The 12,891-nt window shown below is 65.2% G+C and carries 9 protein-coding genes; 2 read left to right on the top strand and 7 right to left on the bottom strand.

Features of this window, described 5'->3' with window-relative positions:
* From K3148_RS06420 to K3148_RS06395, 6 genes are all read right to left on the bottom strand, one after another.
* Complete coding sequence (locus K3148_RS06420; protein WP_221426473.1) at window positions 1-720, bottom strand: endonuclease III domain-containing protein; 720 nt, start codon at window positions 718-720, stop codon at window positions 1-3.
* A 15-nt stretch (window positions 721-735) separates the two neighbouring features.
* Window positions 736-1,182, bottom strand: coding sequence for a CHRD domain-containing protein (locus tag K3148_RS06415; protein ID WP_221426472.1), 447 nt, complete (start codon window positions 1,180-1,182; stop codon window positions 736-738).
* A gap of 233 nt (window positions 1,183-1,415) precedes the next feature.
* A complete protein-coding gene (guaA, locus tag K3148_RS06410) occupies window positions 1,416-2,990 on the bottom strand; it encodes a glutamine-hydrolyzing GMP synthase (protein ID WP_221426471.1) in 1,575 nt (524 codons plus the stop codon).
* A gap of 97 nt (window positions 2,991-3,087) precedes the next feature.
* Complete coding sequence (locus K3148_RS06405; RefSeq protein WP_221426470.1) at window positions 3,088-3,615, bottom strand: hypothetical protein; 528 nt, start codon at window positions 3,613-3,615, stop codon at window positions 3,088-3,090.
* A gap of 36 nt (window positions 3,616-3,651) precedes the next feature.
* Complete coding sequence (locus K3148_RS06400) at window positions 3,652-5,679, bottom strand: TIR domain-containing protein (protein ID WP_221426469.1); 2,028 nt, start codon at window positions 5,677-5,679, stop codon at window positions 3,652-3,654.
* Window positions 5,680-6,305: 626 nt separating this feature from the next.
* Complete coding sequence (locus K3148_RS06395; protein ID WP_221426468.1) at window positions 6,306-7,856, bottom strand: class I adenylate-forming enzyme family protein; 1,551 nt, start codon at window positions 7,854-7,856, stop codon at window positions 6,306-6,308.
* Between the two features lie 94 nt (window positions 7,857-7,950).
* On the opposite strand from K3148_RS06395, the gene K3148_RS06390 reads away from it, so the two are divergent.
* Window positions 7,951-8,847: a hypothetical protein gene (locus K3148_RS06390; protein WP_221426467.1), complete on the top strand. Its 897-nt coding sequence runs from the start codon at window positions 7,951-7,953 to the stop codon at window positions 8,845-8,847.
* Between the two features lie 4 nt (window positions 8,848-8,851).
* On the opposite strand, the gene K3148_RS06385 is transcribed toward K3148_RS06390, so the two are convergent.
* A complete protein-coding gene (locus K3148_RS06385; RefSeq protein WP_221426466.1) occupies window positions 8,852-10,237 on the bottom strand; it encodes an L-serine ammonia-lyase in 1,386 nt (461 codons plus the stop codon).
* 128 nt (window positions 10,238-10,365) lie between these two features.
* On the opposite strand from K3148_RS06385, the gene gyrB reads away from it, so the two are divergent.
* Window positions 10,366-12,891, top strand: a complete 2,526-nt coding sequence (gene gyrB / locus K3148_RS06380; RefSeq protein ID WP_221426465.1) for a DNA topoisomerase (ATP-hydrolyzing) subunit B — start codon at window positions 10,366-10,368, stop codon at window positions 12,889-12,891.

The following is a 12,891-nucleotide window of genomic DNA, read 5'->3' as shown; positions in this document are numbered from 1 at the left end:
TCAGCGCGTCCCGACACGCGCGGTTCCGGTCTTGCACAGCGACAGGGCGAGGCAGGCGGCGCAATCGGGGTTGGCGGGACGGCACGCGGACTGGCCGAGCTTTTTCATGAGAAGGTGATGCTCGTCGAAATCCGCGCCGTCCCATTCTTCCGGCATGACCGGCATGATGGCCTCGAAGGCGCGGTCGGTGCTCGCCTTTGGCGGCACGAGACCCATGCGCTGGAGGATACGCGTGTGATGGCCGTCGAGCACGATGGCGCGGCGGTCCAGCATCGAGGCGTTCATCACGCCTGCCGCTATCTTGCGCCCGATGCCCGGCAATTGCTCGAGCCAGCGCATGGCAGGAAGCGTCTCCATGTCTGCAAGATGCGACAGATCGACCGATCCTCGCCGCTCGATGAGCGCGGTGAGGCTGGCCTTCAGGCGCTCTGCCGCGATGTTTGGATAGGTCTGGGTGGCAAGCTCGGCCTGCAATTCCTCCAGCGGCGCCTTGGCCACGCCCTCCCACGATCCGTAGCGGTTGAGCAGCCGGTCGGTCGCCGCGTTCGACACTTCGGATTTCGTCCGCGCGCCGATGACGCCCTGCACCAGCACCCATTCGGGCCGCCGCCATTCCGCTACCGCGCGCTCGATCCGCCCGAAGCGCTGGACGAGCAGCGCCTGCAGGCGGCGCAGCGCCTCGGTACGCGGGTCAGGACCGAGCGGGAGCTGGTCGGTCATGGGTTAGCGAAGGGATTACTGGCGCAACTGACCGCGGATCGCGCCCTTCGGATATTCGGCCGTATGCACGTTGACGTAATAGTTCTGGAGCCCTTCGTCGAAGGCCTGCTGCACCCAGCTGGTGTCGGAAGAACATCCGCGCCATCCGCCTTCGGTCGCCTGCTTCAGCGCGAGCACCACGGGGCCGTCCACACCGGCTGCACCGCGATGGATATGCGCTCCCGTGACGGGGCCAAGGCCCGTGAGGTCGTTAAGGTCCCAGCATACGCGCGTAAGTTCGTCGGCGAAGCTGATGTCGGCGCTGCCCGACCCATCGGGATCGCCCGGATGCACCTCGTTCGCGCCCGATAGTTCCGCGGTATAGGTAGAGGAAATCGCCTCGGTATACGTCTGCTGAACCGTCTCGCAGCCGGTGAGGGCGAGAGCGGCGGTGGCGGTTAAGGCGGCAGTCGAGAGTTTCATGGCGGTCCCTTCCGTATCGGGTGACACCTGCCGAACGGACCGCTTGCGCTGACGTTCCTATTCGTGGGCGGCGTCACACGTAGCGATTGCTAAATCCTTTTTCGCGACAGGCTGAATTGCGGACGCGCAATCCTTTACAGAATCCGGTGACGAAAAGGCCGGGTGGCTTCAAACGTCGGACAAAAGGTTAGCCCGCTCCGCCAATGGAGCAAGCCGCTTGGTGAACGTGATACTTATTCCCACTCGATCGTGCCGGGCGGCTTCGACGTATAATCGTAGACCACGCGGTTGATGCCCTTCACCTCGTTGATAATGCGCGTAGCGACGCGGCTCAAGAAGGCGGCGTCGAAGGGATAGATGTCGGCGGTCATGCCGTCGGTGCTGGTGACGGCACGAAGGGCGCAGACGCTGTCGTAGGTCCGCCCGTCGCCCATCACGCCGACGGTCTTGACCGGCAGCAACACGGCAAAGGCCTGCCAGATCGCGTCGTAGAGGCCAGCGTTGCGAATTTCCTCGAGATAGATCGCATCGGCCTTGCGCAAGATGTCACAGCGTTCCTTGGTCACCTCGCCCGGGATGCGGATCGCGAGACCAGGTCCGGGGAAGGGGTGACGGCCGACGAAAACATCGGGCAGGCCGAGTTCGCGGCCCAGGTCGCGCACTTCGTCCTTGAACAGTTCGCGCAGCGGCTCGACCAGCTCCATGTTCATGCGTTCGGGCAGGCCGCCGACGTTGTGGTGGCTCTTGATCGTAACGGAAGGCCCGCCGGTGAAGCTGACGCTTTCGATGACGTCGGGATAGAGCGTGCCCTGCGCGAGGAAATCCGCGCCGCCGATCTTCTTCGCCTCGGCTTCGAACAAGTCGATGAAAGCCCCGCCGATGAACTTGCGCTTCTTTTCCGGGTCGGTCTGGCCTTCAAGGCCACCGAGGAACATCTCTTCCGCGTTCACGTGAACCAGCGGGATATTGTAATGGTCGCGGAACAGGGTGACGACCTGTTCGGCCTCGTTCATGCGCATCAGTCCATGATCGACAAAGACGCAGGTCAACTGGTCGCCGATGGCTTCGTGGATAAGCACGGCAGCCACTGCGGAATCGACACCGCCCGAGAGGCCGCAGATGACCTTGCCGTTACCCACCTGCGCGCGGATTTCCTCGATCTTGGTCTTGCGGAATTCGGCCATGGTCCAGTCGCCCTTGAGGCCGCAGACATGGCGCACGAAATTGGCGAGCAGCTTGCCGCCGTCGGGGGTGTGGACCACTTCGGGGTGGAACTGCGTGCCGTAATAGCGGCGCTCGTCGTCGGCAATCAGCGCGAAGGGTGCGCCGGGGCTGGTGGCGACGATGCGGAAACCATCGGCAATGCGGGTGACCTTGTCGCCGTGGCTCATCCACACCTGGTGCGTTTCGCCCGGCTTCCAGAGGCCGTCGAACAGGACGCATTCCTCGGTCACTTCGCAGAACGCCCGGCCGAATTCGCCGCCTTCGCCGGTTTCGTGACCGGGACGAACCTCGCCGCCCAGCTGCTCGGTCATGACCTGCTGGCCGTAGCAAATGCCGAGGATGGGGACCTTGCTGTCGAAGATCACTTCGGGCGCGCGCGGGCTGTCCGCATCGGGAACGCTGGCGGGGCTGCCGGAAAGGATTACGCCCTTGGGCTTGAGGCGATGGAACGCCTCCTCGGCCTGCGTGAAAGGCGCGATCTCGGAATAGACCCCCGCTTCGCGCACGCGGCGTGCGATGAGCTGGGTAACCTGGCTGCCGAAATCGACGATGAGGATGGAATCGGGGAGGTGCGCGCTGTCCATGGCTGCGCGTTAGGGCCGCCGTGCCGGCAAGTCCAGCGCGGGCGCGGCGCCTTTCCCGACGAGCCGGCCCTGCCTCCATGGGCCGGCCACGGGAAGCTCAGAAGTCGAGCCGGCCGTTCTTCAGCAGGGGATCGATCACGATCTTGCCCCCACGCTTCTGCTTCGCGTCCTCGAAAGGGATGACGAGGCAGTATTTGTACCGCGTCCCGTCGCGCTCTCCCACGACCAGCGTCGCGTGCGTGCTGTCGCCCGGCGTGGCGTTGAACTTGCCGTATTCGCCCGGCTTCCCCTTCATCGGCGGCGAGGTGTTGAGGCCTGGCTGCGTGTCCGACCCTTGCGGTTGGGGCGCGAGGAGGAAGGTGGAGTTCGACTGGGCGGGGACACGGGGGAAATGCGGGTAATAGGCCTTACCGTTGATGTCGAAGCCACCCGCCGAGAGCGTGAAGGCAATGTCGACCGCGCCATCGAGGTCTTCAGGAAGGTCGATATTTCCCTCGTCGTCGACATAGCCAGAATCAGAGGTGAAGGTCGGGTTCTGGGCTATCCAGAGGTCCTTGTAAGGACCGCTGCCGTAGACGCCCGTAACCCCTGCGAAATCCACGTCGATCGTTATGGTAGTAGTCATATCTAACCTCCCTCTCTTGCTTATAGTCGCTCGCTTCTAGGTGATCGGCGGGTCGAGACCGGCGCGCCGGACATAATCGGCAAAGGCCTTGCGCTTTTCGCGCGCGCCGGTGCGCGCCGCGGCGAGCGCGATGAGCCGGGTCGTGGTCTCGCTGCGCAACTGGGTCGGATCGTCCGGCGCCAGCGCGACGATGGATGCCAGGGCCTTTTCGGCCGCGCGCGTCTCGCCGCGCTCGCGATGGGTCTTGGCCGCCAGCCAATAGGCGAGCACGATGCCGGTCAACTCGATGTCGTCCTCGGGGTTCAGCCGGGCGATCACGCGCCGCGCTGCAGACAGTCGCTCGTCGGCGGGCGCGTCCTGCCGGTCGGTGAGATAGCGCAGCAGCTCGAGCTCGGACGGTTCGATCACCGCCCATGCGCGGCTGTCGGGGTCGCGTCCGGCCAGCTCGCGGGACAGGGCATCGGCCCGGTCGAAGGACGCGGCCGCCGCTTGCGGCTGGCCCTGTCGCCACAGTTCCGCTCCTTGCGAGCGCGCGGTATTGGCGAGCATGTTGAGCGGCGTAGCGGCCTCGGGATCGACAGCATGCGCGCGTTCGAGGACTTCGATCGCGGATTTGAAGGTTGCGAGGCTTTCGCGCCGCGAGCCGACCGAGGAATAGGCCTGGGCCAACCTCCCTTTCGCATAGCCTAGCCCGCGCAGGGCAACCTGGTCCTGCGGGTCCTTGCGCAGGATCTCTTCATAATGGCCGATGGCCGATCGGAAGGTGGCGATAGCCTCGTCGATCTCGCCGATACGGCGCTGCGCCGTCGCCAGCGAGTCGAGGGCGAGCGCGACTTCGGCCTGGTCGGCGGCGGTGTTCCCTTTCGCCTCGGCCACGCGGCGAACGATGTCGGTGTATTCGCGGAAGAGCGGGACCGCTTCGGTGTATTTGCCTTCGTTGCTGAGGACCATTGCCAGATTGTTGAGCGAAAACGCCTCTTCCATCTGCCAATCGAGATTGGTCCGGTCCCTTGCCGCGAGGCGGGCCGAGATCTCGTGATATTCCTCCATCGCGGCACGCGCTGCGGGCATCTCGCCGCGATCGAAGGCGACGGCGCCGACCCAGAACACGCTCTGGCCGTGGTTGAACAGCGCCTCGGAATCCTCAGGGTTGCGCTCGAGGATCGCGGCCGTGGAGCGCGCCGCCTGACGAAAGGCGGGCAGGGCGTTTTCGTTATCGCCGCGCATATTGGCGACTTCGGCCACCAGCAGGGTCGCGCGGGCCCGGCGGCCGAGCTCGCTATCGGAAAGATCCTCCAGCTTCTGGCGCGTGTAATATTCCATCGCGCGCTGGCCGACCCCGTCGAGCACTTCGAGCCGTCCGACCGGTTCGAGCTGCTCCCGCAGGTCGGTGAGCATGTATTCGATCAGTCCGTCCGCCTCGGCGCGCTGGTCGCGGGCTTCGTCGCGCTGGTCGATGGCGTAGAGCGCAAGGGCGGAGGTGCCCACCATGCCGAGGAGCGATAGCGCCGCCACACCCGCGAGGCGGCGCTGTCGGCGCGCGGCGTCGCGCTGGACGAGGCCGTCGAGATCCACCCCGGCAAGCCCCGCGACGAGTTTCAGCTTGCCGAGCTTCTTGCCGTCGCCTTCGACGCGCAAGTCGGCGGCAATGGGCTCGGAGGTTTCGCCGGTAGGCGCACCCTCCTCGTAATGCTGCAACAGCGGGGGCGGGAAATTGTCCGGCGGCTCGCCTTCGACGATCACCGGGAAGACGTTCCGGTCGCCGTTGAGGCGCTTGTAGAGATCGACCTCGCGCGCGATCCAGGGCGAGGCGGCGGCATCGGGCGAGCACAGGACGATCAGCGCATCGCTGGAGGCGATCGCCTGTTCGATTGCCGCGCCGAGACTGTCGGCGGCGGGCAGTTCGTCGCGGTCCTTGAAGATGGGATGGAGGCGCGCTGGCTTGCCGCCTTCGACCAGATGCGGCGGCAGGCGATAGGTTTCGAGCGCGCGGTGCAACCAGTTCGCAATCCGCTTGTCGCGGTGCGAATAGCTGATGAAAGCCCTGTAACGCCGATCTGCCAAGCTATCCCTCCGGAAGCGACCCCGGACACGACTCGGCAACCCGTTGTTTTGTTACGGGAGCATGACCCAAGAGTGCATGGCATGCAACCTGACGCGAAGCGGCCCTCCTAGGAGAGGTCGCCGAGAGCCTTGCGCAAAACGCAACACACCCTGACCTTTTCTCACTTTAGTTCGCAAGCGAGCAACATTATTACAGCCTCACAGCCGGCGCGGAGACGTCCCTCCCAAGCAGTTCTCCCCCCGGCGCACAGATGGCGGCAGTCCCTTCCCCAAGAAGCTGTCGTCGCCTTCCTCTCGGCAAGCGAGCCGGTCCTACGACCCCTCGCGACTCCTAGCGCGAGCGCCGCTTGTCCGAGAGGCGATATGGCAGCGAGTAGAGACGCGGCCGCCCACACACTCCTCTCCCCCTCCCCCCGTGTCGGCGCCGCGTCTCGAACTCTCTGTCCGAGCCGCGCGTAACTTCCGATAAGCTACGCGCGAATTCCATTGCACAAGAACGACAGGAAGAAACGCAATGACCTCCCTCACCACGCGCTTTGCCGTACTGATTTTCGCAACCGGGCTCTCGGGCGTGATCCTTTCGCCCGCATTCGTCTGATACGGCAGGCCTCGCGCCCGGATCCGGCCTAGCCGGAGTCCGGACGGACACGCCGCGCAGCCTCATCGCGAAGCTCGCTCTTGAGCAGCTTCCCGATATGGCTGCGCGGCATTTCCTTTATGGGGTGGAGCGCGGACAGCCGCTGGGTCTTGCCGAGCCGGGCGTTCACCGCCTCGCGCACCGCTTCCGCTTCGCGCGCGTCTTCGGCCAGCCGGACGAAACCCACCGGCGTCTCGCCCCATTGGCGCGACGGCACGCCGATCACCGCCGCTTCGAGCACGTCGTCCTCCGCCAGCAGCGCGTTCTCCAAGTCGATGGGATAGATGTTGAACCCGCCCGAGATGATCATGTCCTTGGCGCGGCCGACCAGCTCGACGAATCCCTCGGCATCGACGCGGCCGATATCGCCCATACGCTGCCACACCTCGCCGGTGTCGGGATCGGTCCAATAGCCTTCGCGCGTCTGTTCGGGGCGGTTCTTGTAACCGCTCATCATGGTCTGGCTGCGGCCGACGAGATTGCCCGGCGTGCCGAGAGCGACCGCGCGGTCTTCGTCGTCGAGCACTTTGAGCTCGCTGCCCGGTGCAGGCCGGCCGACGGTGTGGAGCTTGTCGGGAAACTTGTGCGCCTCCAGCAGGCAGACAACCCCGCCCTCGGTCATCGAGTAGATCTCGATCAGCGCGCCCGGCATGCGCGCCAGCACCTCGCGCTTGAGTTCGGGCGAGAAGGGCGCCGAGGTGCAGTATTTGAGCTGGAGGGACGAGAGGTCGAAATCGCCGAAGCGCGGCTCGTCCATCAGGCGCTGATATTGCACCGGCACCAGCATGGTGATCGTGGTGCGATCAGCCTCCGCATGGGCAAGCCACCGCTCGGTCGCGAATTTGCCCATGACACGCACCGTTCCGCCCGCCAGCAAGCCAGGGAGGAAAGCGACCATGGTGGTGTTGGAATAGAGCGGCGTGGAAGCGAGGCTGCGCACCTCCAGCCCGTTCTCGATCCAGCTTGCCGCGGTCGCCGCGAACTGCCGCCAGCGCATGGCGTGCGAATGGACGATGCCCTTGGGCGTGCCCGTTGTGCCGCTGGAATAGATGATGTTGAAGGGATCGGACGACGCGTGATCCACGGCAGGCGCGCGGCTTCCTGCGGGCGCCATCCAGTCGTCCAGTTCTTCGTCCAGGACGATCCGCTCGAGGCCGGGGAAGCAATCCTCGCCCAGTTCGGTAAGCTTGGCGCGGTCGATGAAGATGTGCCGCGCGCCCGAATCCCTTGCCATGCCGGACAGCTGCTCTGCGCTGGCGCTGGTCGTCAGCGGCGCCGCCACGCCGCCCGCGCGCACCGCGGCGAGGAAAACGAGCGCATAGGCCGCGCTCGATGCGCCGAGGATGGCGACCGACTGGCCGTGCTCCAGCCCGTCTGCGAGAAGCCGCGCGGCGATCCGCTCTACGCGGTTCCCTAGTTCGCCCCAGCTGATGGAGTTGCTTTCGTCGAGCAGCGCGGGCTTGTCGAGCTGCGCCGCGGCAAGGCGGGATAGCTCGGCGGGCAGGCTGCCGAAGGGCTGCGTAAGGGAATCTCTCTCCATGCCCGCCAGCCTAGGGCCCGTTTGCCGCGTGGCAATCCCGTTCATCGACCGGACAGGGCGGCCGACATAGCGAGCGCAGCGTGAGGGAGGCATCATGATGACGCGTATTTCGACCGGTTTGCTCGCAGCCGCAGCGCTTGTTTCGGCAGGAGCAGCTCAGGCCGAGGAGCGCGTTATCGACGCCAGCAACCCTGTGATTACCTTCATCGTCGACGGGCAGCCTGCCGAATTGGAGGTCACGCCCGATGGAGCCGGCAGCCCGGTCTTTTCCGCCGCTCTTGCGCGGCGGCTGGAGCTTGGCGGGAGCATGGTCGAAGGCGTCCACATGGTCGGATCGACCAAGGTCAGGGCGGAAAGCAACACCGTGCGGATCGACATGGGCGACGGCAAGGCGAAGAAGCGCCGCGCCTTTTTCTTCGAAACCGAGGAATGGCATCATCGAGGGGAAGGCCTGCTCGGCCCGGTGTCGCTGCCCGAGGATATCATCACCTATCGCCTGCGCGCCCCGCAGGAGGGCGAGCGCGAGATCACTCTGCCGCTGGTCGAACACGACCGCAGCGGCTTCCACACCAAGCTTCCGATTGGCGACAACTACATCCCCACCCTCATCAGCTTCGAGCGGGCCGAGACCATGGCGAACGCATCGGCTGGCGCCATTCTCGCGCAGGCTTTCGGTGCGCGTATGGAGGGCGAGGCGCGCGACATGCACATCGAGCTCGGCATTCATCGCCCGGTCCGCAGCCTTGCCTTCGGTGAGCCTCTATTGCTTGGCGAACTGTCAGTGAAAGACGTGGTCGTGCGCACGCAAGACACTGGCTCCACCGCCGCCATCCCCGACGAGGACAGCGATCCCAACGAGATCGTGGTCGCAGGCGGAAAGATGAAGATTGCGCCACGTCTGTGGATCGGGACCGCCAGCCTGGCGCCCTGCTCCACCCTCAGCTTCGACCGGCCGGCGCAGCTTATCCGGCTGTCCTGCAAGATCGACTAGGCGCTCAGCACTCGATGACGTTGACGGCCAGCCCGCCTTGGCTGGTCTCCTTGTACTTGTTGCTCATGTCGAGCCCGGTCTGGCGCATGGTCTCAATCACCTGGTCTAGGCTGACCAGCGTTTCCGCGCCCGTGCGGTGCAGCGCGAGCCGCGCGGCGTTGACCGCCTTCACCGCGCCGATGGCGTTGCGCTCGATACAGGGCACCTGCACCAGCCCGCCGACCGGATCGCAGGTGAGACCGAGGTTGTGCTCCATGCCGATCTCGGCGGCGCTGGCTATCTGCACGGGCGAAGCGCCCCACAGCGCGGCAAGACCGCCCGCTGCCATCGAGCAGGCAACGCCCACCTCGCCCTGGCACCCCATTTCCGCGCCCGAGATGCTGGCGCGCTGCTTGTAGAGCAGGCCGATCGCGCCTGCCGTCAGCAGGAAGGTCCGGCGGCTGTCGCGGCACGGGTCCTCGCCGGCGGTCACGCAATAGAAGCGGATCACGGCCGGAATGATGCCCGCCGCGCCATTGGTCGGCGCGGTCACGACGCGGCCACCGGCGGCGTTCTCCTCGTTTACCGCCATGGCGTAGCAGTTGAGCCAGTCGAACAATTGCTCGCGCTCGTTCGATTGCGGGTTGGCGGAGAGCTTGTCCCACAGGTCCGGCGCGCGGCGTTCGACCTTCAAGCCGCCCGGCAGGATGCCGCGCTGTGTCAGCCCGCGCTCGATGCACTGGTCCATCGCCCGCGCCACGCGGTCGATCCCCTCCAGCGTCTGCTCGCGCGGGCGGAAGGCGTCCTCGTTCGCCAGCACGAGCTCCGCAATGGTCATGCCGGTCGCCTTGCAGCTCGCCAGCAGTTCGGCGGCGCTGGTGAAGTCGAAAGGCGCAAAGGTGCCGGTGTTGATCCGGTCATCCTTGGCCTTGCGCTTCAGCTGGGCTTCGGAAGCCACGAAGCCGCCGCCGGTCGAATAATAGGTCCGCTCCATCAGCACTCCGCCCGATGCGTCCTCCGCGCGGATCGTCATGCCGTTGGGATGGAGGTCGGGGATGATGTGGCCGGCCAGCTCGATATCGGCCTTGGGATCGAACGCGACCTCACGCTTTCCGGCGAGCGACAGGCGGCCCTCCTCACGCATCTTGGCGAGCGCGGCGGCGGCCTCGTCGGGACAGGTGCGATCGGGCGCGAAGCCCATCAGGCCGAGGATCGTCGCATCGAGAGTGCCGTGGCCCACGCCAGTGAGCGCCAGCGAGCCCTGCAACTGGGTGTGCACCCGCGCCGTCCGCTCCAGCTTTCCGGCCTTGGCCAGCGCCTTCACGAAGGTCCGCGCGATCCGCATCGGACCCACGGTGTGCGAGGAGGAAGGACCAATCCCGATCCGGAAGATGTCGAGCACCGAAAGCATGCGCCATGGATGCGCCCTGACGCTGCGTAAATCAACCGGTTTCAGTTGAAACTTGTCCGCCTTTTGCCTGTGGGTAAAATGCGGCCAAATCCTTTGGTTTTTGCCCCTGCGGAGCCTATATACTCGGCATGGACGAGAACACTCCCGAAAGCGGCGAAAACGCCCCCAAGAAAAACGGTTACGGCGCAGACTCGATCAAGGTCCTCAAGGGCCTCGACGCGGTCCGCAAGCGCCCCGGCATGTATATCGGCGATACCGATGACGGATCGGGCCTCCACCACATGGTGTTCGAGGTATCGGACAACGCCATCGACGAAGCGCTGGCCGGCCACTGCGACCTTGTCCTGATCGAACTCAACGCCGACGGTTCGGTGAGCGTGGAAGACAACGGCCGCGGCATCCCGGTCGACATGCACAAGGAAGAAGGCGTTTCGGCGGCCGAGGTCATCATGACCCAGCTGCACGCGGGCGGTAAGTTCGAAAACACGTCTGACGACAACGCCTACAAGGTCTCGGGCGGCCTCCATGGCGTGGGCGTTTCGGTCGTTAACGCGCTTTCCGAATGGCTCGAACTCACCATCTGGCGTGACGGCAAGGAGCACTGGATGCGCTTCGAGCATGGCGATGCGGTCGAAAGCCTGCGCATTGTGGGCGATGCCCCGCCTGTTGCCTCCAATGGCGATGAGGACGGCCTCAAGAAAGGCACCCGCGTCACGTTCAAGGCCTCGGAAGAGACGTTCAAGAACGTGACCGAGTTCGATTTCGACCGGCTCGAGCACCGCTACCGCGAGCTTGCCTTCCTCAATTCGGGCGTGCGCATCCTGCTGCGCGACAATCGCCACGAAGAACCGCTCGAGCACGATCTCTATTACGAGGGCGGCATCGCGGCCTTCGTGAAATATCTCGACCGCAACAAGCAGGCGCTGGTCACCGACCCGATTGCCGTGTCGGCGGAAAAGGATGGTATCGGCATCGACGTCGCTCTCGAATGGAACGACAGCTATTACGAGAACGTCCTCACCTTCACCAACAACATCCCCCAGCGTGACGGCGGCACGCATCTCGCGGCCTTCCGCGCCGCGCTGACGCGTACGCTCAACAATTACGCGACCAATTCGGGGCTGATGAAAAAGGAGAAGGTTTCGCTTTCGGGCGAAGACATGCGCGAGGGCCTAACCGCCATCGTCTCGGTCAAGCTGCCCGATCCCAAGTTCTCCAGCCAAACCAAGGACAAGTTGGTCAGCTCGGAAGTCCGCCAGCCCTTGGAAAGCCTGATGGGCGAAAAGATGGGCGAATGGCTCGAAGAGAATCCCAACGAAGCCAAGGCGATCATCCAGAAGATCATCGACGCGGCCGCCGCCCGCGAAGCTGCACGCCGCGCGCGCGAGATGAGCCGCAAGGGCGCGATGAGCATTGCCTCGCTTCCGGGCAAGCTCTCCGACTGCCGCGAACGCGATGCCTCCAAGGCCGAACTGTTCCTGGTCGAGGGTGATTCCGCAGGCGGATCGGCCAAGAACGGGCGCGACAGCCAGTACCAGGCGATCCTGCCGCTGAAGGGCAAGATCCTCAACGTCGAGCGCGCGCGCTTCGACCGGATCATCTCGTCCAAGGAAGTCGGCACGCTGATCCAGGCGATGGGCACGGGTCTGCGCGACGAGTTTAATCTCGAAAAGCTGCGCTACCACAAGATCGTCATCATGACCGACGCCGACGTCGACGGCGCGCATATCCGCACGCTGCTCTTGACCTTCTTCCACCGCCAGATGCCCGAGATCGTCAAGGCCGGGCACCTCTACATCGCGCAGCCGCCGCTCTATAAGGTCACGCGCGGCAAGTCGGAGGTCTATCTCAAGGACCAGGCGGCCTTCGATCGCTATCTGATCGACGCCGGGCTTCAGGGCCGCATCCTCGAAACCGCCGGCGGCGCGCGCGCCTCGGGCGAGCTCGAAGCGCTGGTCCAGCACGCGCTGCGGGTGCGCAATCACATGAATTTCGTGCCGCGCAAGTATAACGCCGAAATCGTCGAGGCGATGGCGCTTGCCGGCGCGCTCGATCCCGATGGCACGGACCGCGCCGGCGCGCTTTCCAAGGCCGCCGCGCATCTGCAGATGGGCGACGCGGAAGCAAAATGGTCCGCCGAGCTGGCCGATGACGGCCACGTCCGCTTCCACCGCGTCTGGCGCGGCGTCACCGACGTGCACGAGATCGAAGGCCGCTTCCTCGACAGCGCCGAGGCGCGCAAGCTCCACCGCGTCGCGCAGGAAAACGCCGAAGTCTACGCCTCGCCCGTCCGCCTCATTCGCGGCAGCGAGGAAGAGGCCGAAGCCGAGGTCGAAAGCGACGATGTGGAGGAAACCGCCGCGCCGGCGGTCGGCGACGATGCGCTGATCCTGCCGAGCCAGCTGGTCGACGCGGTGATGGCCGCGGGCCGCAAGGGCCTCAAGGTCAGCCGCTTCAAGGGCCTCGGCGAAATGGACGCCGAGCAGCTCTGGGAGACCACGCTCGATCCCGAAAACCGCGCCCTGCTGCAGGTGAAGGTCGAAGACGCCGACGTGACCGACGAGATTTTCACCCGCCTGATGGGCGATGTCGTCGAACCGCGCCGCGAATTCATCCAGGCCAACGCCCTCAACGTCGCCAACCTGGACGTCTGA

It is taken from the genome of Qipengyuania aurantiaca (assembly GCF_019711375.1).
GTDB classification, from domain to species: Bacteria; Pseudomonadota; Alphaproteobacteria; order Sphingomonadales; family Sphingomonadaceae; genus Qipengyuania; species Qipengyuania aurantiaca.
Note: the sequence above shows the minus strand (reverse complement) of the source record. Positions and strands in the feature narration are given on the sequence as shown.